Annotated in this window: 24 protein-coding genes; 10 read left to right on the forward strand and 14 right to left on the reverse strand. The window is 63.4% G+C overall.

All coding sequences use genetic code 11. The annotated features are described in order from the left end of the window. Positions 1-31: 31 nt before the first annotated feature. The 6 genes from SJI03_RS17120 to SJI03_RS17145 all read right to left on the reverse strand — a co-directional run bounded on the left by SJI03_RS17120 (position 32) and on the right by SJI03_RS17145 (position 6,789). On the reverse strand, positions 32-1,378 hold the full coding sequence (locus SJI03_RS17120; RefSeq protein WP_070278602.1) for a sigma-54-dependent transcriptional regulator: 1,347 nt from the start codon (positions 1,376-1,378) through the stop codon (positions 32-34). Beyond that, positions 1,365-3,272, reverse strand: a complete 1,908-nt coding sequence (locus SJI03_RS17125) for a sensor histidine kinase (protein WP_099380441.1) — start codon at positions 3,270-3,272, stop codon at positions 1,365-1,367. Before SJI03_RS17125 ends, SJI03_RS17120 begins: the two co-directional genes overlap by 14 nt. A gap of 242 nt (positions 3,273-3,514) precedes the next feature. Next, positions 3,515-4,306: an ABC transporter ATP-binding protein gene (locus SJI03_RS17130; RefSeq protein ID WP_034786306.1), complete on the reverse strand. Its 792-nt coding sequence runs from the start codon at positions 4,304-4,306 to the stop codon at positions 3,515-3,517. A gap of 11 nt (positions 4,307-4,317) precedes the next feature. Next, positions 4,318-5,127: an ABC transporter permease gene (locus SJI03_RS17135; protein ID WP_369812242.1), complete on the reverse strand. Its 810-nt coding sequence runs from the start codon at positions 5,125-5,127 to the stop codon at positions 4,318-4,320. Between the two features lie 27 nt (positions 5,128-5,154). Continuing rightward, complete coding sequence (locus SJI03_RS17140; protein WP_099380439.1) at positions 5,155-6,156, reverse strand: ABC transporter substrate-binding protein; 1,002 nt, start codon at positions 6,154-6,156, stop codon at positions 5,155-5,157. A gap of 396 nt (positions 6,157-6,552) precedes the next feature. Continuing rightward, on the reverse strand, positions 6,553-6,789 hold the full coding sequence (locus tag SJI03_RS17145; protein WP_099380438.1) for a hypothetical protein: 237 nt from the start codon (positions 6,787-6,789) through the stop codon (positions 6,553-6,555). Positions 6,790-7,232: 443 nt separating this feature from the next. Between SJI03_RS17145 and SJI03_RS17150 the strand changes: the two genes are divergently transcribed. After that, complete coding sequence (locus SJI03_RS17150) at positions 7,233-7,769, forward strand: winged helix-turn-helix domain-containing protein (protein ID WP_077401602.1); 537 nt, start codon at positions 7,233-7,235, stop codon at positions 7,767-7,769. A 338-nt stretch (positions 7,770-8,107) separates the two neighbouring features. Continuing rightward, the gene (locus SJI03_RS17155) at positions 8,108-8,980 is read left to right on the forward strand and encodes a M90 family metallopeptidase (RefSeq protein WP_322427999.1); all 873 of its coding nucleotides are present in this window, start codon (positions 8,108-8,110) and stop codon (positions 8,978-8,980) included. A gap of 9 nt (positions 8,981-8,989) precedes the next feature. Here SJI03_RS17155 and SJI03_RS17160 read toward each other — a convergent pair whose 3' ends face one another. Both SJI03_RS17160 and SJI03_RS17165 read right to left on the reverse strand, forming a co-directional pair. Then, a complete protein-coding gene (locus SJI03_RS17160) occupies positions 8,990-9,691 on the reverse strand; it encodes a LytR/AlgR family response regulator transcription factor (RefSeq protein WP_099380436.1) in 702 nt (233 codons plus the stop codon). After that, positions 9,688-11,337: a histidine kinase gene (locus SJI03_RS17165; RefSeq protein ID WP_322428000.1), complete on the reverse strand. Its 1,650-nt coding sequence runs from the start codon at positions 11,335-11,337 to the stop codon at positions 9,688-9,690. The genes SJI03_RS17160 and SJI03_RS17165 overlap by 4 nt, the downstream gene beginning before the upstream one ends. Positions 11,338-11,501: 164 nt before the next feature. Between SJI03_RS17165 and SJI03_RS17170 the strand changes: the two genes are divergently transcribed. The 7 genes from SJI03_RS17170 (at position 11,502) to SJI03_RS17200 (ending at position 17,996) form a co-directional block, all read left to right on the forward strand. Beyond that, positions 11,502-13,616, forward strand: a complete 2,115-nt coding sequence (locus tag SJI03_RS17170; protein WP_322428001.1) for a serine hydrolase — start codon at positions 11,502-11,504, stop codon at positions 13,614-13,616. A 95-nt stretch (positions 13,617-13,711) separates the two neighbouring features. After that, positions 13,712-14,542: a transporter substrate-binding domain-containing protein gene (locus SJI03_RS17175; RefSeq protein WP_322428002.1), complete on the forward strand. Its 831-nt coding sequence runs from the start codon at positions 13,712-13,714 to the stop codon at positions 14,540-14,542. 126 nt (positions 14,543-14,668) lie between these two features. Next, positions 14,669-15,352 carry an amino acid ABC transporter permease gene (locus SJI03_RS17180; RefSeq protein ID WP_099380432.1) on the forward strand — a complete coding sequence of 228 codons (684 nt, stop codon included), beginning with the start codon at positions 14,669-14,671 and terminating at the stop codon, positions 15,350-15,352. After that, entirely contained in the window at positions 15,352-16,044 is a 693-nt protein-coding gene (locus tag SJI03_RS17185) for an amino acid ABC transporter permease (RefSeq protein WP_099380431.1), read from the forward strand. The genes SJI03_RS17180 and SJI03_RS17185 overlap by 1 nt, the downstream gene beginning before the upstream one ends. Further along, positions 16,041-16,784 (forward strand): amino acid ABC transporter ATP-binding protein, encoded by a 744-nt coding sequence (locus SJI03_RS17190; protein ID WP_322428003.1) that lies wholly within the window; start codon positions 16,041-16,043, stop codon positions 16,782-16,784. The genes SJI03_RS17185 and SJI03_RS17190 overlap by 4 nt, the downstream gene beginning before the upstream one ends. 114 nt (positions 16,785-16,898) lie before the next feature. Further along, positions 16,899-17,465, forward strand: coding sequence for a glycine zipper domain-containing protein (locus SJI03_RS17195; protein ID WP_099380429.1), 567 nt, complete (start codon positions 16,899-16,901; stop codon positions 17,463-17,465). 174 nt (positions 17,466-17,639) lie between these two features. Next, a complete protein-coding gene (locus SJI03_RS17200; protein WP_099380428.1) occupies positions 17,640-17,996 on the forward strand; it encodes a hypothetical protein in 357 nt (118 codons plus the stop codon). A gap of 19 nt (positions 17,997-18,015) precedes the next feature. On the opposite strand, the gene SJI03_RS17205 is transcribed toward SJI03_RS17200, so the two are convergent. Then, on the reverse strand, positions 18,016-18,882 hold the full coding sequence (locus tag SJI03_RS17205; protein WP_322428004.1) for a universal stress protein: 867 nt from the start codon (positions 18,880-18,882) through the stop codon (positions 18,016-18,018). Between the two features lie 176 nt (positions 18,883-19,058). On the opposite strand from SJI03_RS17205, the gene phbB reads away from it, so the two are divergent. Next, positions 19,059-19,805 (forward strand): acetoacetyl-CoA reductase, encoded by a 747-nt coding sequence (phbB, locus tag SJI03_RS17210; RefSeq protein ID WP_322428005.1) that lies wholly within the window; start codon positions 19,059-19,061, stop codon positions 19,803-19,805. Positions 19,806-19,979: 174 nt separating this feature from the next. Here the strand turns inward: phbB and SJI03_RS17215 are convergent, their stop codons facing one another. The 5 genes from SJI03_RS17215 to otnI all read right to left on the reverse strand — a co-directional run bounded on the left by SJI03_RS17215 (position 19,980) and on the right by otnI (position 23,098). Further along, complete coding sequence (locus SJI03_RS17215; RefSeq protein WP_322428006.1) at positions 19,980-20,351, reverse strand: TraR/DksA family transcriptional regulator; 372 nt, start codon at positions 20,349-20,351, stop codon at positions 19,980-19,982. 108 nt (positions 20,352-20,459) lie between these two features. Next, positions 20,460-20,879 carry a VOC family protein gene (locus SJI03_RS17220; RefSeq protein WP_035826338.1) on the reverse strand — a complete coding sequence of 140 codons (420 nt, stop codon included), beginning with the start codon at positions 20,877-20,879 and terminating at the stop codon, positions 20,460-20,462. A gap of 80 nt (positions 20,880-20,959) precedes the next feature. Further along, a complete protein-coding gene (locus SJI03_RS17225; protein ID WP_322428007.1) occupies positions 20,960-21,427 on the reverse strand; it encodes a hypothetical protein in 468 nt (155 codons plus the stop codon). After that, on the reverse strand, positions 21,412-22,218 hold the full coding sequence (locus tag SJI03_RS17230) for a hypothetical protein (protein ID WP_322428008.1): 807 nt from the start codon (positions 22,216-22,218) through the stop codon (positions 21,412-21,414). Before SJI03_RS17230 ends, SJI03_RS17225 begins: the two co-directional genes overlap by 16 nt. A gap of 88 nt (positions 22,219-22,306) precedes the next feature. Further along, the gene (gene otnI / locus SJI03_RS17235) at positions 22,307-23,098 is read right to left on the reverse strand and encodes a 2-oxo-tetronate isomerase (protein ID WP_322428009.1); all 792 of its coding nucleotides are present in this window, start codon (positions 23,096-23,098) and stop codon (positions 22,307-22,309) included. Positions 23,099-23,153: the final 55 nt, after the last annotated feature.

The raw sequence follows: 23,153 nt of genomic DNA on the forward strand, positions 1-23,153 counted from the left end.
CCTCATGCTTGTGTCGGCTGGTTGCTACTGATTATCGGAATTGCTCCGTCGAGATATCAAATCGCTTGAGCTTGTCGTACAGGGTTTTCTTCGGAATATTCAGGCTGGCGGCCGCGTCGATGACGTTGCCATTGTGGCGGCGCAAGGCTTCCTCGATGATGGAAATCTCGAAAGTGTCGACTTGCTCGGCCAGCGAGGCTTCGCGGCAGCCGGCCGGGCTCAGAGTATCGTCGAGCAAGCCCAGCACGAAGCGGTCGGCCACGTTGTGCAGCTCGCGCACATTGCCGGCCCAGCGCTGCGCCATCAGCGAGGAGATCAGTTCGCCGCTGACGAGGGCAGCCGGCTGGCCATAGCGCAGCGCCGCCTGCAGCACGAAAAATTCGAACAGCAAGGGGATATCCTCGCGCCGGTTGCGCAGGGCAGGCAGGGTCAGGCTGGCCACGTTCAGGCGGTAATACAGGTCGGGCCGGAATTTGCCCTGTTCCGCCAGCACATTCAAGTCTTCCTTGGCCGCGGCGATGACGCGGAAATTGACGGAAATCAATTTATTGGAGCCGAGCCGCTCCACCTGCCGTTCCTGCAGCACGCGCAGCAGCTTGACTTGCAGGGCCAGCGGCATGCTTTCGATTTCGTCCAAAAACAGGGTGCCGCCGTTCGCGTACTCGATCTTGCCGATGCGCTGGCGCTGCGCGCCCGTAAACGCGCCTTCCTCGTGGCCGAACAGTTCCGATTCGAAGATCGACTCGGGCAGGGCGCCGCAGTTGATCGCCACGAACGGGTGGTCGCGCCGTTCGCTGAAGTCGTGCAGGCAGCGGGCGATCAGTTCCTTGCCTGTGCCCGTTTCACCGAGGATGATGATGTCGGCCGATTTGGGCGCCAGGTTCAGTACCAGCTGGCGCACCTTGGCCATGGCCGCGCTGCGGCCCACGATGCGCGCTTCGATGCCGACCCGCTGCTCGAGCTGGCGGCGCAAGTTCATGTTTTCCAGCACCAAGTGGCGTTTATCCAGCGCGCGGCGGCACACTTCCACCAGCAAGTCGGCGGAAAACGGTTTTTCGATGAAATCGTAGGCGCCACGGCGCATGGCGCCCACGGCCATCGACACGTCGCCGTGGCCGGTGACGAGGATGACGGGCAGGCTGGCATCCTGCGCCACGGCGATATCGAGCAGTTTCAAGCCATCCATGCCGGGCAGCTTGATGTCGCTCAATAAGATGCCCGCAAATTCGGGCACTAGGTAGGGCAGCGCTTCTTCGGCCGTGGCGACGGCCGTCACTTGCAGGCCGGCCAGTTCCAGCGATTGCCGGGCGCCCTTGCGCACGACGGCATCGTCTTCCACCAGCAGCACTTGCATGCCTTCAAAATTATTCTCGTGCATTTGGTGTTTCCCCTGTCTCTCTATTCTTTTCCCCCGGGTCGCAGCTCAGGGTGATGGTAAATTGCGCGCCGCCCCCTTCCTGCGCGCTGCGGTTGCGCACGGCCAGGGCGCTGCCGGCCGCGCGCAGTATGCCTGCGCTGATCGACAATCCCAAGCCCAGCCCGTGTTCCTTGGTGGTATAGAAGGGGTCGAAGATCTTGTCGAGCGAGGCCAGCGGGATGCCGGGGCCATTATCGGTGATATGCAGCACGGCGAGGTCGCCTTCGCGGCGCACCTGGAACCAGATCTGCACGGGCTCGCTTTCCGGCACGGCATCCATGGCATTGGTGATCAGGTTGGTAAACACCTGTTCCAGGCCGATGGCGTTGCACAGCACGATGATGTCGTCCTCAAGCCAGCTTTCATGCAGGGTCAGGCGCTGCGAATGCTTGCGCGTGCGGATTTGCAGCATGGTTTGCGCAAATGCCTGGCGCACGCTGACGGGCTTGCGCGCATCGTCGCTGCGCCGCGCAAAGCCCTTCAATTGCGACGTCACATAGCCGAGCCGCTTGACGAGGTCGGAAATGGTCGACAGGTTATCGAGCGCATCGTCGATGCGCCCGCGTGCCAGAAACACCTTGGCATTGTCGGAAAACGTTTGCAGGGCGGCCAGCGGCTGGTTCAGTTCGTGCGTCACGCCGGCCGCCATCTGGCCGATGGCGGCCAGTTTGCCGCTTTGCACCAGTTCCGCCTGGGCATAGCGCAGGGTCTGTTCGGCCCGCTCGCGCTCGGCCACCTCGGCTTGCAGGCGGCCATTCGCGTGCACCAGGTCGGCCGTGCGCTGCTCGACCTTGATTTCCAGCTGTTCATAGGCGCGCGCCAGGGTTTGCTGCGCATTGAGCTTGTCGGCGATGCGGCGTCGGCGCTGGCGAGCATACATCAGGGCCAGCAGCAGCAAGGCCCAGCCCAGCGCGGCGGCGATGGCCGCGTTGCGCGCCGCTTCGTCGACCTGGTCGAGTTCGGCCAGCACGGTGATTTGCCATTGCAGCGGGCCCAGGGCGCGGTTCACGGCCAGATAGTCTGCGCTGCCGGACAGGGCGGGCGTATCGCCCGTCTGCGGACGTTCCAGGGTCATCACGCTGGCGCCATCGGCGAACTGGCGCCGCAGCCGGTGCGGCAAGATGGGCAGGTTTTCTTGCAGGAACTGGCGCTGTTCGCTGATGTTGTTCTTGGCGTCCGCCGACAGCGGGGCCAGGGTCTTGAACTTGAAGGCGGGTGTGGTGGCCAGGATCAGCACGCCATTCGCATCCTTGACCCAGATCTGTTCGCCCGCGCCCGGTGTGCGCCACGATTGCTCGATCCAGTCCAGGTTGACCTTGGCGGCGACGATGCCGATGATGCGCCCGTTGCGCTGCACGGGTTGCGAAATGAAATAGCCGGCCTCGAAGGTCGAGGCGCCGATGCCGTAGAAGCGGCCGATGCCGCCCGCGAACGCATCCTTGAAATAGGGCCGGAAACCGTAGTTGACGCCGACATACGAGCTGCGGTCTTGCCAGTTGCTCGACGCCAGGGTCGTGCCCTTGTCATCGAGCACGTAGACGGCAAAGGCGCCCGCGCGGCGGTTCATGTCGACCAGGTAGGCGTTGATCTGCGTGACCTTGTCGGCGCTGGGTTGTTCCAGTAATTGCGCCACGGCATCGCTCTGGGCCACGGCCAGGGGCAGGAATTCGTACTTGTTGAGGGCGCCGCCGATGGATGCCGCATACAGTTCCGCGCGCGAATCGAGCGTGCGGTGCAATTCATCGAGCTGGCGCTGCTTGACCCAGGCGTACGACGCCCACGTCAGCACGACCAGCGACCCCACGGCCAGCAGGGGGCCGAGCGCGGGTCTCAGGGTCCGTTTGCCGAATGCCATGGTGCTCCGTGTGTCGGGTTAAGCGCGCGAGGGCCGCCAAGGCGGTATTGTAGTGTACGGTGGGATTCGCCTTGAATCGGCGAATCCTGATCTATATATGACATGCAAATATTCGGCGTCTGACAAAACCGTAGCGAGCGGCGATGATTTGTGGCCGAGAAGCGCAACCGTACTCTAGTACGGTGAGCATCGCCGGCCGCAAAGCGCGCCGCGCAGTAGGTTTGGTCAGACGCTACCAGCCACTAATCGGCGGTACTTGCCATCGTTTCCGCATTGTGATGACGCTGCTGCTCTTCCATCACCATCTCGCCCAGCATGCGTTTCAAGCGGTTGAACTCGGGGTCGCTCGGATCGCGCGGGCGGGGCAGGTCGATGGCCACGTCGCGCTTGATGGTGCCGGGACGGTAGGTCATGACGATGGTGCGGTCGGCCAGGTAGATCGATTCCTCGATCGAGTGCGTCACAAAAACGATGGTGGTGCCGAAGACTTTCCAGATTTTCAGCAATTCATCTTGCAGGTTGCGCCGCGTCAAGGCGTCCAGCGCGCCGAACGGCTCATCCATCAGCATGATCGGCGAATCGAGGGCCAGCACGCGGGCAATCGCCACGCGCTGGCGCATGCCGCCCGACAAGTCTTTCGGGTAGCGTGCGCGGAATTCCGTCAAGCCCAGCATGCTCAGCAGCATGTCGACCCGTTCCTTGATCTCGGCCGGCGTCTTGCCGGCGATTTCCAGGCCGAAAGCGATATTGCTCTCGATGGTCATCCAGGGGAACAGCGCGTATTCCTGGAACACCATGCCGCGGTCGGGACCGGGTTCGGTGATCAGCTTGCCGCCGGCCAGGATCTGGCCCGACGTCGGCTGCGAAAAGCCGGCGATGGCGTTGAGCAGGGTCGACTTGCCGCAGCCGGATGGTCCCAGCAGGCAGATGAACTCGCCGCTGGCGATTTCCAGGTTGATATCCTTCAGGGCGATGACGTCCGCGCCGCCCGTGGTGAAGATTTTATTGACTGCATTGATATTGATCGTGGTCATGGCCGTTCCTCTTAGTGTTCCAGGCCGCGGTGCCACTGCAGCAAATGATTATTCAGGGCATTCATGGCCATATCGATGGCCAGGCCGAACAGACCGATGGTAAACATGCCAGCGATAATCTTGTCGGACCAGAAGTACTCGCGCGCTTCCAGGATGCGGAAGCCGAGGCCGCTGTTGACAGCGATCATTTCCGCCACGATCACGACGATGAAGGCCGTGCCCATGCCGATGCGCGCACCGGCCAGGATGTACGGCGTGGCGGCCGGCAGGATGACGCGGCGGAACATGGTCATCTGGCTGGCGCCCAGGTTGCGCGCGGCGCGGATGTAGATGCCGTCAACCTGGCGTACGCCGGCGATGGTATTCATCAGCACGGGGAAGAAGGAGCCGATGCTGATCAGGAAGAAGGCGGGCGGATTGCCCAGGCCGAACCACAGGATTGCCAGCGGAATGTAGGCGATCGGCGGAATCGGGCGCAGCACCTGCACCAGCGGGTCGAACAGTTTATAGATGGTCTTGTTGGTGCCCATCAGCAAGCCCAATGGCAAGGCCAGGCCGGCGCCGATGGCAAAGCCGCCCAGCACGCGCGACAGGCTGGCCCAGGCGTCATGCGGCAATTCGCCGGAGAACATCCACACCAGGTAATTGCCCGTTTCGGGCGTGTAGGCTTCCATCGGCACCAGGTATTCATACCACTTCACCAGCACGGCAACGGGCGAGGGCAGGATTTGCGGGTTGATCCAGCCGAATGTCGACATGGCTTGCCACAGCAGCAGCACGGCGACGGGCACGGCGGCACCGTGCGCGAAGCGTTTCATCATTTGAATATTCATTGTGATACTTTCAGATTAGCGAGGTGCGTAGGACTTTTTGGCTTTTTCCAGCAGATCCAGCTTGACCCAATCCTTGGCGGCAGGCGGTTTGGCCATGCGGCCCACGCCGAATTTCACCATGTAGTCGGTGGTCAGCTGCACGTGGCTTTGCGTGATGTCTTCCGTGAAGATGGCGTTGTCGATGGCGTCGCGGTAATCGTCGGTCGTGATCTGGTTCTTGAACATCGATTCACGCACGTATTTTTCCGCCAGTTTCGGGTCGGCCAGGAAGGCGCGCGTGGCAGCGACGAAGCAATCCATGAAGCGCTGGGCCACGGCCGGCTTTTCCTTGTACATTTTTTCCGTCATCACGAGGGCGCGCACGGGCTCGCCCAGCGGCGTGTCGTAAGGCTTGATGATAGCCGCGCCGTATTTCTTGTGGATCGCCTGGGTCGAGTATGGCTCGGACTGGCTCATGACGTCGATGTCCTTGGTCAGCAGGGCCTGGTTCAAGTCCGGGTAGCCCATGTACAGGATCTGCACGTCCTTGCCCGGCTTGTCGGACCAGGTCAGCTTGGCCTTGGTCAGTTCGGCAAACAGCAGGATTTCCTGCGGGCCGCCGCGCGTGACGCCGACTTTCTTGCCTTTCAGGTCGGCAATCCCCTTGATGTTCAGGTCAGGGCGGCCGACGATCTGCACGCCGCCCTTGGCGAAGCCGCCCACCAGGTACACGGGCAAACCCGTGGCGCGGCCCGTGATGGCCGCTTCCAGCGCGCTGGCGGACACGTCGATTTCGCCGGCGATCATGGCTGGTACGATGTCGAGGCCCTTGGCGAAGATGCGCTCTTCAATTTTCAAGTCGTATTTCGGTGCGATTTCCTTCATGTAGGCGACGGCGCCGTAATGGGCGAATTTCAGGTTGCCCAGGCGAACCAGGTCGGCCGCATGGACGGCCAGCGGGAATTGCGCGGCCAGTGCGACGGCCACGGTCAGTGCCTTGGTGTTCAGGAAGGACGAGATGCGGAAGGTGCGTGCCATGCTGTTGTCTCCAAAAGGTAGATGGTTTTATATAGTGGGTCAGGCTGCCGCTCTGATGGCGGTTATGAAAATATAAAAGCATCTTCCGTGCCAGTGGAGCGCATTTTGGCGTTTATTGCAAGTGATTGTTTATAAAGGTTTAATTTGAATCTATTGAAAATGGGAAATGGCGAGATTCCGTCTTTCCGCACGGCGAGGGGAAAGGCTGTGCGGATAGCCGCATTTCCGGGTGGCCGCTTCGAGGTGGGTTGGCGGGGCAGCATGCCGGTGAACCTTCAGGGCGTGGCCGACTCCAATCGTAAAAAAACGCGTTGCAAACAGGCTGGCAACGCGTAACTCCCCCGTGGAGTAGGGATGGCGCCGCGCGGGCGCCGGTATTGATGCCGTGCGCCGGCCTTACTTTGGCGCCGTGGCGGGCGGCAGGGCGGGCGCGGTGGCGGGATCGGTCAGCGGCGCAGGCGGCGTCGTGCTGCCGGGACCCGCTTCCGGCATGGCTGGTGTGACGGGGGCAGGCATCACTTGTGGGGTGGAGGCGGGGTTGGGCGCCGTTTCGGGCAGGGGCGCCTCGGCCGGTTTTTTACAGGCGGACAGGGTGACGAGCAAGGCGGCGGCCAACAGGGCAGGTATTTTCATGATGTTTCCTTTGCAAGAGTCGAAGGATCGCGATGCGGGCGGCAGGCGCCGCGCGCGAAGCTTGAATTTATTGCAATGGCGCTTCCGCTTCTGTTCGCTATTTCACTTTGCGCCACGAATCGAAGCACACGTTAGTCATACAGGGATTTTAGATGTCATTTTTAGATGCCATGCGAGAAATGATTCGGTAGGGCAATATTTTTCACTTTCTTGCTTCTAATGTTCGTTAACGCACAGACCGTAGCCGCCGACACGGGCATTCTGTGTCCAGACGCTCAGGATTCGTGGTGTTCTGGTATAAAAATTGCCAAGAACTTAACAATCCGGGCTACCGGCAATCGTTTAAAAGGAGTATTCAAATGCATGCAATGACTCAGTCTCACGTGAAGAGCGAATTAAAGGCAGCGCACCAGGAACTTCGTAGCCCCGAAAAAGGCTCGCAAATGGTAGAACGCGCAGCACCCATTCCCCCGGAACGCATGAATCCCATTTCCATGGCCCCGATCGAGCGCGTGCGTTCGACGTCGGCTACCTTGCGCCGCATCGAAAACATGCAAAAGCTGATCGGTGAATTGTCGCTGCACGAGATGCTGGCCGACGAAATTGCCTGGTTCCTCAAGTTTTCGCCATCGGGCGCCCGCAAATACATCCGCGACCTGCGCGAAGCGGGCGTGATCGAACTGGCCCGCTACATCGAAGGCACCGCCACCTATCTGGGCAAGGCAGTGTACCAGTTGACGCCAGACCCTGAGCGCGTGCGTGCCTTCCTGGCCGCCATCGTCCAGCCAAAACGCGAAGGCGCGCCACCGCGCAAGGACCGTCCAGGCTTGCGCGAGCAAAGCATGGCAGGCAGCGGCCGTCACTTCCACATCCTGGCCGATGACACGCATTACGCCATCCGCGTCAACCGCGGTCCCGTGACGCGCGACCCGCTGGTAGCTGCCTTGTTTGGTGCGCCACAGCAGAAAGCTGCAGAATAACGCCTGACCAAACCTACTGCGCGGCGCGCTTTGCGGCCTGCGATGCTCACCGTACTAGAGTACGGTTGCGCTTCTTAGCCACAAATCATCGCCGCTCGCTACGGTTTTGCCAGGCGTTGGAACGTTGTAATGAAAGAATGAAAGCCGGGTTACGCCCCGGCTTTTGGCGTTGGAGCCAGCCCTTTGATCTTGGCGGATTGAAAAGATATTAATCACCCCCATGTGGGCTGGACTGCCCGCCCGTTCCGATGCGGGTTCATTCGAAGGAGCTTGTCCTTGTCTGCCTACGCCGCCTTGTTATCGTGTCCGCCACTGCCTTGCCTGAAACGGGATTCCGCATGAATCCGCTGTTGTGGATCGCCCTCGTCACGGCCGCCATCGTCTTGTCGCTGTGGTTTCCCCGCTGGCGCTTGAAGCGGGCGCTGTCCAGGCCCCTGCCGGCTGAAGGCCTGGCCGTGCTGGAAAAGAATATTCCTGTCTACAAGCATATGCCGGCGCCGCTGCAGGAGCAGTTGCGCCGTCTCGTCGTGCAATTCCTGTATCAAAAGAAATTCGTCGGTTGCGGCGGCCTGGTGATCACGGACGAGATGCGCTACACCATCGCCGGCCAGGCCTGTTTGCTATTGCTGAACCGCCAGACCCAGGTGTATCCGGAACTCGACACCATCCTCGTGTATCCCAACGAATTCATCGTCACGCGCGATGAAGTGGGGCCGGGCGGCGTGGTCACGCCATCGGCGAATGGTCTGCTGGGCGAATCCTGGGGCGATGGCAGAGTGGTGCTGGCCTGGGACCACGTGCAGCGGGGAGCGGCCGACTGGAGCGATGGCCACAATGTCGTGCTGCATGAATTTGCGCATCAGCTTGACAGCGAATCGGGCGCCGCGAATGGCGCGCCGTACCTGCCCAGCGTGTCGAGCTACCGCAGCTGGGCCACGGTGCTGTCGCGCGACTTCGACAACTTGCGCCACGACGCCATGTACCAGCAGCAAAGCGTGATGGACCATTACGGCGCTACGAATCCCGCCGAATTCTTTGCCGTGGCCACGGAAACCTTCTTTGAAAAGCCGTACCAGATGGCCGAGCACCACGAGGAGCTGTACGCGCAATTCTTGCAGTACTACAAGGTCGACCCGCGCGACTGGATGGCGCCGCCCGTGGAACCCGAGCACATGGCTTCGCCATTCCCCAACTTTGCCCAGCACTGGTAAGCGGGGACTTTAACCCAGCAGCCGCTGTTTCAGCGCGGGATAGCTGCTGCGCGAGACGGGAATGCCCGTGCTCGTCTGCGTGTCGAGCGCATACTTTCCGCCTGCCGCGATCTGCAGCCGCTTGAAACCGAGGCTGTTGACGATGTAGGAGCGGTGTACGCGCAGGAAGTGGGGCGGCAGCAGGGCCATGAGCTTGTCGATAGGCAAGTCGTGAAAGCACTGCTCGCCGCTGCGCAGCACGATATTGCTGTAGTGGCCATCGGCTTGCACGTGGTCGATGTCGGCCATGACGATCCATTCCAGCGCGCCCCGTTTCTTGACGGCCAGCGAAGCGGCGTCCGTGTGCCGTCCCGTATAGCGCTGCAGCGCCTTGTGCAGGCGTTCGCGGCTGAAAGGCTTGGCAACGAAGTCGAGCACGCCAAACTCGAACGCCGTGATCGAGCGTTCCGCGTGGGCCGAGACGATGATGGTCTGGAAGCGTGCATCGGCGGCCAGGCGCAGCAGGTCATAGCCGTCCCCGCCATGGAGGTTCAAATCCAGCAGCAGCAAGTCGACCCGCTCTTGCCCCTGCTCCTGTGCCAGGGTGGCCAGTGCCTGCGGCACATTGTCATGCAGCACGAGATTGCGAAGTCGCGCGCCGAAATGCGCGCGTACCTCGCGTTCGAGGCCTTGCGCGATCAGCGGTTCATCTTCGAGTATCAATACATTCATGGCGTCGCCGGCAAGGTAAAGGTGAGGTGCCAGCCTGCCTGCTGCTGTTCGCAGGCATAGTGGGCCGCATCGCCGAACACGGCGTGCAGGCTGGCGCGGATGTACTGTTCGCCCACGCCGCCGCCCGCATGCGGGCGCGCCTCGCCTTCGGGCAGGAGCAGGGTAAGTAATTGCGTTTGCGCATGTTGTGCGATGCGCAGGACAAAGGCCGCGCCGTGGCGGTAGCGGTTATGGCTGAACGCGTTTTCCAGCGCCGTTAGCAACAGGGCGGGCGGCACGGTGATGCCCGCTGCCTCGCCATCGAGTTGCAGGCTGCACGGCTGCTGCAGCCGCGTGCCCATGATGCTCAGGTAATTCTCGCACAGGGCCAGTTCCTGCGTCAGGGCGATGCTGGGCTGCTGGGCAAATTCGTTGAGCATGCGCAACTCGGCGCCCAGCGCCTCGATGAAGGTTTCGGCCGCCTGCGGCGATTGCGCGTTGAGTTCGCTGATCAGGCTGAGAGAATTCATCAGGAAGTGCGGCTGCATGCTTTTGCGCAAGAGCTGGTTTTCCAGCTGCTGGGCGCGCGCTGCCTTGCTGCGTTCGCGCAGCAACTGCGCCAGCAATTGCGCGCATAAAGGCAGCAGCAGGAAGCACACGACGAGGGCGAAGCCGCCTTCGGCAAACTGGCTGCCCGTCAGCAGGAACAGGGCGCACGAGGCCAGCGCGATCAAGGTGCCGCCGCGGCTGCCCGGCAGGCGGCGCCACACGGCGATCAGGCTGAGCGCCAGGCTCGCTGCCAGGCCCGTCAGAAACATCCACCAGCAGCGCGCGTCGAAATGCGTGGGCAGCGCGCCGGCCAGCGCGATGCACGCCAGCAGCACCGCCGCCGCCAGTGGCCAGCGCGGCAGGCGGTAGGCCGTATAAAAATACAGGGGCAGCAAGGCGGAAAACAGCCAGGTCAGGGCGCTGACGGCGTACAGGCGCGGCATGTGCATGGGGTAGGCATAGCCGGTAACGCTGCGCCAGAGTTCCGCCACCAGCAACAGCGCCGCCAGCAGGCACAGCGCGGCAAACATGGCCCAGTGCCGTTGCCGCTGATACAGCGCCGTCAAGCCGAGGAACAGCAGGGACACGGCGCCCAGCGCCCCGGCCAGCAGCAGCGGCGGCAGCCGGTACCAGGCCAGCCCCGTGCGGTAGTCGTGCCGGTCGACCAGGTACAGCGCATAAAAGGGCGACGCCAGGTGCGCCGGCACCTGCTGCGTCGACAGCAGCAGGCGCAGGTGGTGCGTGCCCTTGGTCAACTGCTGTGGCGTCAGGTGGATGGCGAAATCGATGTCGCCCGCGCGTTCCCCGCTGGCCTGGTGGGCCGGCTGGCCATTGCTGCCGATCAAGACACCATCGAGCCACAGCTCGCTGGCGGCCAGCGCCGACAGCACCAGCAGCTGCGTCGACGAGGGCGAGGCGGCCAGGGTGACATCGCGTTCCACGCACAGCAGCTGGCCCGGCCGCACCAGTTGCTGCAGCGTGGCGGCGGGCACAGACGGCGGGTTGCCGCAGGCGCGCCAGCCTTCGTCCAGCCAGAGCGGAGTCATGGCGCAGGCGAAAGAGGGCAAGGCCAGGCAGCACAGCAGAAGGAAGCGGAAGAAGGAGGGCATGGCGGGCATTGTAGCTGCTCATGTGCTACCCCTTTGCAACATTTTCATCCATTTCGGTGCCGTTCGTGCGGGCTGCGTGCATTTCGTGCACGGCCCGCCAATAGTGTGTGAAAGACACTTACCATGCATCAGCGCCGTGCTGTGGACACGGCCCTCACCATGGAATCATGACTATGCAAAGCAGCAAATACTACGGTTTCGCCGGCGCGCTGGCGCTGTTCTGCGGCGTGGCGCAGGCCGCCTCCGCGCCCGCTGCTGTTCCCGCTCCTGCGCTGGCCGCGCGCCTGGCGGATTTCGACGGCTGGGTCGCCCAGCGCATGGGGGCGGAACGCATTCCGGGCGTGACCGTCGGTTTCAGCCAGGGCGACGTGGAATGGGTAAAAGGCTATGGCTATGCGGACCTGGAAAACCGCGTGCCGGCCACGGCCCGCTCCAGCTACCGGCTGGCGTCCGTCACCAAGCCCATGACGGCAGTGGCCATTTTGCAATTGGTCGAACAGGGCAAGATCGACCTGGATGCGCCCGTGCAAACCTATGTGCCGTACTTCCCCGTCAAGCCGTTCCCCGTGACGGTGCGCCAGTTGCTGGGCCACCTGGGTGGCATCGACGCCTACCGCAACAGCCAGGTGGAACAGCATTTCAAGGAGCACAAGGATACGCGCCAGTCCATCGCCGTCTTCGAGCAGTTCGACCTGATCGCCGAACCGGGCACGCGCTTCCGCTACACCAGCTATGGCTACAACTTGCTGGGCGCCGTCATCGAGGGCGCCTCGGGCGAAAGCTATGGCGGCTACATGCGGCGCCACGTGTGGGGGCCGCTGGGCATGGACGCCACCGTGCTGGATGACCCGGACGCCGTGATTGCCCACCGCGTGCGCGGCTACCGGCTGGCCGGCAAGGAGTGGAAGAATTCCGAATTCGTCGACATCAGCAGCCGCTTTTCGGCCGGCGGCACGCGCGCCAGCGTGCCCGACATGCTGGCGTTCGGCAGGGGTGTCCATGCCGGCAAGATACTGTCGGCGGCCAGCGTGGCCGCCATGGTGCAGCCGATGGCCACGCGCGCCGGCCGCTTGACGAACTATGGCATGGGCTGGGAAATCTTCCCTACGGGCGGGCGCTACGCCATTGCCCACAGCGGCCAGCAGCCGGAAACCGTCACCTATCTGTACAGCTTTCCCTCGCGCAAACTCACCCTTGCCGTTGCGTCCAATCTCGAGCGCGTCAATCCGGAAGCCTTCGTGCAGCGCCTGTTCGAAGTGGTCACGGGCGAACCGTGGCAGCTGAACACGTATATCGCCGATGCGGGCGCGCAGCGCGCGTACCAGGTGGCGCAAGGCCTGTTCGAGGAAGGCCGGGCGTATGCCGAGCGCACGAATGAAGCGTACGCCGATGCGGCCGCCACGCGCGAGGCATTTACGCAAATCAACCAGCAAGCGCTGGCGCCCGACGCCAGGGCGGCGCGCGCCTACATCGAAGCGGCCCGCCATCCCGCAGGGGGGCGCGTGTTTCTCACGGCCGGCGCCAGCATGGCCAGACAGTTGCGCGACGCGGGCGTCGACCTGAATCAATATGCGCGCGGCGGCGCGCTGGCATTTGCGCGCGACTATATCCAGTTGTCGCAAGGCATAAAGGCCGGCGACTTGCCCCGCTTCGACCCCTCCTTCGAGCAAGCCATCGTGACCCTGGCCGCCAGCTGGGACCGCACGGCCGCCATCGCCTGGCCGGCAGCGTCCGTCCCCATCGCCGCACGCGATAGCCAGCTGCGCGCGGCCTTCCGCGGCCAGCGCGCCTATCCCGATTTCGTGCCCGAGTTGCTTGATCTGGCGCAAGCATCGGCCGCGCGCGGCGAGACAGACGCGGCGCTGGCGGCCAGCCGCCTGGCCGTGGAACTGTATCCGCTCAGCGACCGCGCGCATGCGCTGCAAGGCCTGACCTTGCTGCGCGCAGGCAAGACGGAACCGGCCGTCGCCGCCCTGCGCCTGGCGCTGGCCCGCGACCCGCTGGGTGCGGCCAGCCCCGCGGCGCTGAACCTGGAAGCGTATCGTTTGAAAGGCAGCGGCGCCGTGGCGCAAGGCATGGCCGTGCTGCAGGCGGCCGTCAGCCTGCATCCGCAGGACGCGAACCTGCAGGACAGCCTGGCCGAGTTTTATGTGGAGCAAGGCTTGCGCCCGCAGGCCGTCGAGGCCTATCGCCAGGCACTGCAGCTCGACCCCCGCTATCCGGGCGCCGTGGGGGCCAAGGCAGCGATCATCCGCCTCGGTGGCGAGACGAAGGCGCTGGCGCCTTAGATGAAATCTGCATAAACATGGGTGAAAAGATTCCTTTTTGGAAATAAGAGCGTTGCGGTCTAATGGCGGCATTCATTGTCCACCAGAGGAATTCCATGCAGACCCGCCTTCACTTCGCCGCGCTTCTTTTCACTTCCATCGCCTTCACGCAGGTGGCGCAAGCGGACCAGCTGGCCGCCATCAAGGCAAAGGGCGAGCTGGTCTGTGGGACCCTGGGCACGGACGAGCCGAACAGCTTCATCGACGCCAAGTCGCGCCAGCTGGTCGGCTATGAAGTGGACCTGTGCCGCGCCATTGCCCAGGGCCTGGGCGTCAAGCCGGTGATCAAGCAGCTGGCCGTGGCCGCCCGCATTCCCGAATTGCAGCAGGGCCGCATCGATATCCTGACGGCGTCCTTGACGCATAACAAGGAACGCGAAGCGCTGATCGATTTTTCCCTGTCCACGTTTTACACGGGCCAGCGCGTGCTGGTGAAAAAAAGCAGCAATATCACGACGGTCGCTGGCCTGGCCGGCAAGAAAGTGCTGACCGTCAAGGGCGGCACGCAGGAACCGAATATCCGCAAGGCCGTGCCTGGCGTGGACGTGGTGACGTTCGAGACGGCGGGTCAAGCCTATCTGGGCTTGCAGCAAGGCAAGGGCGTCGGCTATGTCGACGATGAAGTCTCGCTGCTCAACAATTACGCCAAGCTGGGCGCTGCGCAAAAAGACTATATTGTGCTGCCGCAAAACATCAGCCAGGAAGTGTTTGCCTTCGGCATCCGCAAGGGTGAGACGGGCGTGAAAACAGCCGTCGACCAGGTGCTGCGGGAACTGGAAAAGTCGGGCGAAGCGGAAAAACTGTTTTTCAAATGGTATGGCCCCACGAGCAATGTGAAGTTCCAGAAACGTACATTCAAAATTGAATCGGACAAGATTGCTGCCTAAGCAAACCGACTGCGCGGCGCTTTGCGGCCTGCGATGCTCACCGTGCTCAAGCACGGTTGCGCTTCTCGGCCACAAATCACTGCCGCTCGCTACGGTTTTCTTAGGCATCAATGATATTTCACTATCATGTTCCAATTTGATCTGAACTTTCTGCTGGCCGGCGACTATCGCGACTGGTTGCTGTCCGGCCTGCTGCTGTCATTGCAACTGATGGGCATCACCTTGCTCTTGTCCTTGCCGCTGGCGTGCGGCGTGGCCATGCTGCGCATGGCGCCGTCGCGTCTGCTCAATGCCCTGGGCGCCGCGTATGTCGAGCTGATCCGCAACGTGCCCTTGCTGGCCCACTTCCTGTTCTGGTATTTCGGTGCGCCCGAATTGCTGCCCGACACGTGGAAGGAGCGCTTGTATGCCGGCAATATTGAAGCCGTCAGCGCCATCACGGCCCTGACCTTATATACAGCCGCCTACATGGCGGAAGACATCCGCAGCGGCATCCGCGCCATTCCTGCCCAGCAATTCGAGGCGGGCAGAGCGCTGGGTTTCAGCTTTCTCGCCACCATGCGCCTGTGCATCGTGCCGCAGGCGCTGCGGCTGGCCGCGCCGCCGCTGCTGTCGCAAACCCTGAATTTGTGGCAAAACACCAGCATCGCCACCGTCATCGGTGTGGCCGAGCTGATGTACCAGACGCAGCGCGTGGAAGCGGCCTCGTTCCGCAGCGTGGAGGCCTTTGTCTTCGCCAGCATTGCGTATCTGGCCGTTTCGCTGGTGATCGCGGGCCTGGCGGCCTTGCTGCAAAGGAAGGTGTCCTGATGCTGGAACTGATCCATGACTACTGGCTGTATTTTCTTGTGGGCCGCTATCCCGAGGGGCCGCTGGGCGGCCTGGCGCTGACGGTGCTGCTGGCCAGCCTGGCGCTGGTGCTGAGCCTGCCCGTTGGCTTGCTGCTGGGGCTGGCGCGCATCAGTCCGTGGCGGCTGCTGCGCTGGCCCGTCGCCGCGCTGATCCACGTGGTGCGGGGCATCCCCTTGCTGCTCGTCATTTTCTGGGCGTATTTCTTCCTGCCCAGCATCACGGGCCATGAAAGCGGGCAATTCGGCACCATGCTGGCGGCTCTCGTCATCTTCGACGGCATTTATCTGGCTGAAATCGTGCGTGCCGGCGTGCAAGCCGTGCCCAAGGGACAGGTGGAGGCGGCCCGTTCCCTGGGCTTGAACTACCTGGACAGCATGCGCCAGGTCGTGCTGCCGCAGGCGCTGCGCCACATGCTGCCCTCGCTGGTCAACCAGTTCGTCTCGACCATCAAGGAAACCTCGCTGGGAACCATCATCGGCCTGGCCGAAGTGTCGTTCATCGCTACACAAGTCAACGGCCTGGTGCTGACGAAACCCGTGCAAGTGTATTTTTTGCTGGGCATGACGTACTTTGTTTTATGTTTCAGCCTGTCGCGCGCTGCCTTCTGGCTCGAGCGGCGCCAGGCGCGACTCTTGAAAGCGGCTGCATGATTACCTTTGACAACGTCAACAAATACTATGGCGACTATCACGCCTTGAGCGGCATCAATGAACACGTGGCCAAGGGCGAGGTGCTGGTCGTGTGCGGGCCGTCCGGTTCCGGCAAGTCAACCCTGATCCGCACCATCAACCGCCTGGAGGCGATCGCTTCAGGCCGCATCACGGTGGCCGGCCAGGACATTTACGCGCCGGGGCTGGATGTGAATGCCTTCCGCTCGCACATCGGTTTTGTCTTCCAGCAATTCAACCTGTTTCCCCATTTATCGGTACTCGATAATTGCGCGCTGGCGCCGCAGCGCTTGCGCGGCCTGTCCCGGCGCGAGGCGGAGGAGCGGGCGCTGGCCCTGCTGGAGCGGGTGGGCCTGGCGCACAAGGCGCATGCCATGCCGGCGGCCCTGTCGGGCGGGCAGCAGCAGCGCGTGGCCATTGCCCGCGCGCTGGCCATGCAGCCGCCGCTGATGCTGTTCGACGAACCGACCAGCGCGCTGGACCCGGAAATGGTGGGCGAAGTGCTGCAGGTGATGCGCGACCTGGCGCAGGGCGGCATGACGATGGTGTGCGTGACGCACGAGATGGGCTTTGCGCGCGAGGTGGCGGACCGCGTCTGGTTCATGGATCACGGGCAAGTGCTGGAACGGGCCACGCCCGAGGATTTCTTTGCGCGGCCGCAACATGCGCGCGCACAACAATTCCTTTCCGATATCCGCAGCCCGTTTGGCGTGAGCACATGAGTAAATACATGAGTGAGCGGCTGTGTGCGTAAGCGAACGGTATTTCGCGGTCGGTGAGCGCACGCTAGAGGAGTGGCGCATGGTGCGCCAGCAGCCGACGAGGAGGACCGTATCATGTCACGCATCATCGCAGGTCATTTTCAGTTGCAGGAACAGATCGACGCCGCGCGCGCCGCGCTGAACCAGGCGGGCTTTCCCGACAGCCGCATCAGCGCCTTCTTTGTCAACCAGCCGGGCCAGCACGACTTGCACGCGCTCGGCGGCGACCGCGACATGTCGCCGGGCGCGAAAGAGACGCCGGAGGGCGTGGTGGAAGGCGTGGCCGTCGGGGCCGCCCTGGGCGCGGGCATCGGCGCGGCCACTACCCTGGCGACGGGGCCGCTGGGTCCCGTGGTGGGTGCGCTGGTGGGCGCCCACGTAGGCTCGCTCTACAGTTTCAACAAGATGAAGGAGGCGGGCGAACCCGAGAAAAATGGCGAAAAGAATGGTGAAAACCGCCGTCAGCCACGCCATCCGGGCATGCTGATCGCCGTGGCGCTGGGCGGCCTCGACGAGCGCGAACGGGCGCTCGAAGCGCTGCACCGGCTGGGCGCCGAGCATATCGAGGAAGCGGAAGGCACGATTGCGAATGGCGACTGGCATGATTTCGACCCGCTCAGCATTCCCGTGCTGGTGGCGTGAATCCATAAATTCCGCACCGCATGAAATTTAGGTATGATCCTTGTTAGTATTGCTAATTATTGGTAAACAATGCCGACAGGGATAGTTTCCGCGCGCCCGAAGTGACACTGGACCAAGGTGACTGCCCGTAGTACTTGCCTCGCATGCTAACGAGTATGAATAGGAGGGCGCGTCATGACACAGGCATGGTTCATTCTGACACGGGCCGATGGGCGCGACATCTGCGCGCCCTCTCCGGCACAGCTGGCCGATGCGCTGGCCGAGGTTTACCGCGGCGGCGTCACACAGGACGGCAGCCCGGCCGCCGTCCTGTTGCGCTTCGGCTACGACGATGGCTTGATGTATCAGGTCGAAGTCGCTAGCGGAGGCGAAGTCACTTTCGAGGAATGGTCGGACCGCGATTGTGAAATCGCCCTGGCCACGCCGCGCCACATGTCGGCCCTGCCGCAGGGCGACGCGCTGCAGCTGTGGCAATGGCTGGCGCAGCGCCAGGTGGCGAAGATCCGCAGCCAGCCCTGGCAGGGCGGCTAGCCCGTCGCTTTCAACTGGCTCAGTGCGCCATCAGCACGGGGATCGTCATGCTTTGCAGAATCGTGCGCGTGACGCCGCCCAGGATGGTTTCGCGCAGGCGCGAATGGCCATACGCTCCCATCACCAGCAAGTCGACCGACAGGTCGGCCGCATGCGACAGCAGCACTTCGCCGATATCGCCGCGCCGCACGCCACCACCATCGAGCAAATGCAGCCGCGCTTCCACGCCGTGGCGCGCCAAGTAGTGCGTCAGCTCGGCACCTGGATGTTCGCCGTGCTCGGCGGCATGCACCTGGGCGTCGAAGATGGCCACGTGGACTTGCCCGGCCCGCTGCAGCAGGGGCAGGGCAGCGCTCACGGCGCGGCTCGCTTCCTTGCTGGCGTTCCAGGAAATGAGCACATTGCGCGCGGCCGCCGGCGGCGCCAGCAGGGGCAGCGGCGGCGCATACGGCACGATCAGCACGGGACGGCCCGAATGCAGCAGCACATAGGCGGGAAAGTCGCGCATCACGGACGGCGACTTATCCTTGGCATTGTATTGACTGATGACGACCAGGTCCGCATAGCGGGCCAGCAGGCTGATGCCGCCCGCCGCCTCGTCGTCGAGCACGCGCTGTTCGAACGAGGCGACGCCGGCCGCGCGCACCTGCGCCTCGAAACCGTCGAGGGCGCGCGTCGCCCGTTCCCGCAGGAAATTCAGATGCAAGCTCAGGTTCGGATCCGCATCGAGGTCGGGCTGGTTCTGGTACAGCAGCCGCGACACGCCCGTCAGCGCCACACCCGTCAGGTGGCCGCCGCACGCCTGGGCGATGCTGGCCGCCGCTTCGATGCGGGCATTGCGCCCGGCGCCGTCGTCGATGTGGAGCAATACGGTTTTATATGTCATGGCCTGGCCTCTCGCTGTGCAGTAGTGGCCATTCTGGCACAGACGGGGAGGCGGCCGCGCACGCATGCGCCATGCTTGACAGGCTGGGCACTTGATCTGGCGCAAAGCTGACGATAAAAACTGCTCCTACACTTGATGCCACGCAGAACAACCATAACAAGCGGAGAGAGACAATCATGAAAGAACAAAAGGTAGCGCTGGTCACGGGTGGCATGGGCGGACTGGGCACGGCCCTGTGCCGCCGCCTGCATGCGGCGGGCTTTGCCGTCGTGGCGGCGCATACGCCGGGCAATGCACGGGTGGCAAGCTGGCTCGACACGCAGCAGTCACAGCAGTATTATTTTCATCCCCTGGCCATCGACGTGGGCGATTTCGATGCCTGCAGCGAGGCCGTGGCAAGCGTGCTGGCGCAGTTTGGCCGCATCGACGTGCTGGTCAACAACGCCGGCATCACGCGCGACCAGAGCATGCGCAAGATGGAGTTGCCGCACTGGGCCGAGGTCATGCGCACCAATCTCGACAGCCTGTTCAACATGAGCAAGCAGGTGCTGGAACCCATGCTGGAAAAAAAATGGGGCCGCATCATCAATATCTCGTCCGTCAACGGGCAGAAGGGTGCGTTTGGCCAGTGCAACTATGCGGCCGCGAAGGCGGGCGTGCATGGCTTCAGCAAGGCGCTGGCGCTGGAAGTGGCGCGCCATGGCATCACCGTCAACACGGTCTCGCCCGGTTACCTGCGCACGCAGATGGTGACGGCCGTGCCGGCCGATATCCTGGAAACGAAGATCCTGCCGCAGATTCCCCTGGGCCGCCTGGGCGAGCCGGACGAGGTGGCTGCCCTGGTCGCTTACCTGGCGTCCGACGAGGCGGCATTCGTCACGGGCGCGAACATCGCCATCAATGGCGGACAGCACATGAGTTAAGCAAGCGTGTAGCTTGCACAGAGGCAATGGCAGTAGAGGAGACCCGTCCACCCAGCCGGCGCACAGACGCTGGCGCAGGACGGAAGGCAATGGCAGTCACGCTGGAAAACACGGGGCAGGGCAGCGATGCCTTGCCCTTTGTTGTTACGCCGCCGTCATGCTACGGTCAGTGACTCAGCGCTGGGTTTTTTCCAGCCGCGTCTGGCAATCGATGCACAGGCGCGCTTCCGGGCGCGCGTTCAGGCGCGACAGGCCGATGGCCTCGCCGCAGTTGTCGCACAGGCCGTAGCTGCCATCGGCAAACTTGGCCAGCGCATGCTTGATGATGGCCAGCTGCGCCTGGTTGTGCTCGGCCGCTTCGCTGACGAGGGCGTTCAAGGTGCGCACGCTGGCGTTGTCGGCCGGCGAGGCTTCGATTTCATTGAGCAGGGAGGCGCGCGCGTCTGCTTCGGCCGCTTCGTTCTCGATCTGTTCCAGCAACGCCAGCTTGCGTTGCTCCAGCACGCCCTGCAGGCGCTGCAGCTGGTCTTGCGGCAATCCATTCATGGCTGTCCCCGATAGGCGTCTGTCCTATATGGTAGTCCAGGATGGGCGACTCTGCTTGCGCTACTACCCGCGCCGCGTTTGACGCGGCGCAGGCGGGCAGGGGCCGTTCTATGCTGGTTCTTTCAGGCAGTTGACCATCCAGGCGACGCCGAACTGGTCTTTCAGCATGCCGAAACGCTTGGCCCAGAACGTTTCCTCCAGGGGCATCTGGATGTTGCCGTCACGCGCCAGCGCGTCGAACACCCGTTCCGCCTCTTCCGGCGTATCGACGGTCAGGCAGATCGAGCTGCCGTGCATGCCCTTGGCGCCATCTTCGCTGCAGCCGCCGTCCGAGCCCATCAGCATGGTCGGCCCCAGCTGCACGGAGCCGTGCATGATCTTGTCATACCAGTCTTCCTTGACTTGCTCCTGCATCGGCGTGCCGCGATACGGCATCAGGCACAGGTCGGTGCCATGCAGGTGCTGGCGGTAGTATTCCAGCGCTTGCGCGCAGTTTCCATCGAATTGCAAATACGGTTCGATACGCATGTTGGTCTCCTCTGGTCGCCCCGCAGGCACGATTGCCAGGCGGGGACGTCCCAGTATAGGCGCTTGCTGGCCGATTTCAATCAGTCTGGCGCCATCTCTTGCAGCCGCTCACGCACCTTGCCCAGGGTACCGAGGATGCGCTCGGGATTGCCGGCGAGGACGGCGCTGCCCAGGTGCAACAAACTCGTCGCCAGGCTGATCCAGTGCCGCACCTCGTCGTTGCGAGCGATGCGCAGGCGCACCGTGTCGAGCAGGCCGCTGAGCTGGCGTTGTGCCGTGTCCAGCCCCGCCACCGTGTGCCCGGCCGCATCGGCATACAGCTGGTTGGCTTGCTGGCGCAAGGCCACTTCCAGGGCGAAGACGGCTTGCGCCTGGCTGTGGCTGATGCCACTGTCTCCCTGGCTGGCGCGCCTGCGGATGGCGCGCATGACGGCGCCGTGCAGGGTGACGGCTGCCTGCGACAGGCTGTCGGCCAGTTGCTCCACGCGCATGGCGCTGCTGAGAGCTGCTTCGCGGCGTTCGTTGCCGCTGCCTACCGATCCATCCATCTTGCCTCCGTGGTGGTGAGGGCGGCGGCGAGCTGGGCGTGTTCGCGCCCCAGTGCCGCCAGTTGCCGGCGCGCCAGGGTATGACGCAGGCCATAAAGGCGGTATTCCTCGGTTTTGCTTTGTTGCATGTTTTTCGCCAGCACGGCCAGCAGGCGCTGCTGCGGCGTGTCCGCATACGCGATTTCCACGTCGAGCAAGCCGAGCACCATGTCGCGCTCGTTATCGCCGCTCTTGTCGTACAGCGCCAGCAAGCTGTCGAGCGCGGCCAGCAGGGCTTGCAGCGGCGCATCGCCGTCGTGCAGCACTTGCGCCAGCTGCGCCCGCTGGCTGGCTGCGCTGCCCAGGCGCGACAATTGCTGCAGCAGCAAGGTGTAGGCGCTGACATGGCGGTCGTCGATGCCGCTGCCCGGCCAGGCGCGGATGGCGGCGCCGGCGCTGGCCAGTTCCGGCTGCACGTCATAGGCATCGGCATCGGCCAGCCGGCCCAGCGCCTGCAGGTACAGGCGCACGGCCTGCGCCAGGCGCGCCACGTCCGCCTGCGCGGCGCGGCGCTGCGCGTCGAGCAGGCGTTCGCGCGCGTCTTCGGCCGGTGACAGATAGGGGCGGGCGCGCTGGTAGCTGTCGACGTGGCGCTGCGACAGTTCGCCGAAGGTGGTCAGGGCATTGCTGCCGGCGGCCAGGGCGCGCACCTGCGCCAGCTCGGGGCGCGCAGTGGCGCAGCCGCACAGCAGAATCGCCAGGCAAAGGTTGATGCAATGGACGCGGCAATGGCGGGCGGGCAGGGCAGACACGTCACCTCTCGACAGGAAATACTGCATGGAAAGGTATTGTCGTGCCGGCCTGCGCCGCCCGCCTTGTGCGGGCGCAAGCGCGCTGCGATCAGCTGCCCGCGCTGGCCGTCAATTGCTCGCGCCAGCCCAGTCCGGCAACGGTGTCGCTGGCGGGACGGTATTCGCAGCCGACCCAGCCAGCGTAGCCGACCTGGTCGAGCAGCTTGAACAGATGGCGGTAGTTGATCTCGCCCGTGCCCGGTTCATGGCGGCCCGGCGTGTCGGCGATCTGGATGTGGCGGATCAGGGGCAGCAGGGCGCGGATGGTGTTGCTCAGCTCGCCCTCCATGCGCTGCATGTGATAAATGTCGTATTGCAGGAAGATGTTGTTGCGCTGGCAGTCGGCGATGATGTCGGCCGCCTGCTGGCTATGGTTCAGAAAGTAACCGGGCATGTCGTAGCGGTTGATCGGCTCGATCAGCACGTTGATGCCATGCGGACGGCAGGCGTCGGCCGCAAATTGCAGGTTGCCGATCAGGCTTTGCCGTGCCCGCTCCAGGCTCATGCCGGGAGGCACGATGCCGGACATGCAGTGCAACTGTTTCGCCCCGAGTGCCAGCGCGTAATTGAGCGCCAGTTGCACGTTGCCGCGAAATTCCTCGCCCCGGCGCGGATCGCAGGAAATGCCCCGCTCGCCGTGCTCCCAGTCGCCGGGCGGGAAGTTGAAGACGGCCAGCTGCAGATGGTGGCGTTCCAGCCGCATGGCGATCTGCCGCGCCTCGACGGCATAAGGAAACAGAAATTCGACGGCATCGAAACCCGCTTCCCTGGCGGCGGCAAAGCGGTCGAGGAACGGCAGTTCGGTAAACATCATGCTGAGGTTGGCAGCGAAGTTCGGCATGGCGGCACGCAGGTCAATAGGATGGACACTATCCTAGCCCAAATCGGCAATCGGT

Origin of the sequence: Janthinobacterium sp. GMG1, assembly GCF_034427795.1 — a bacterium.
In the GTDB taxonomy this organism is placed as follows: Bacteria; Pseudomonadota; Gammaproteobacteria; order Burkholderiales; family Burkholderiaceae_D; genus Janthinobacterium.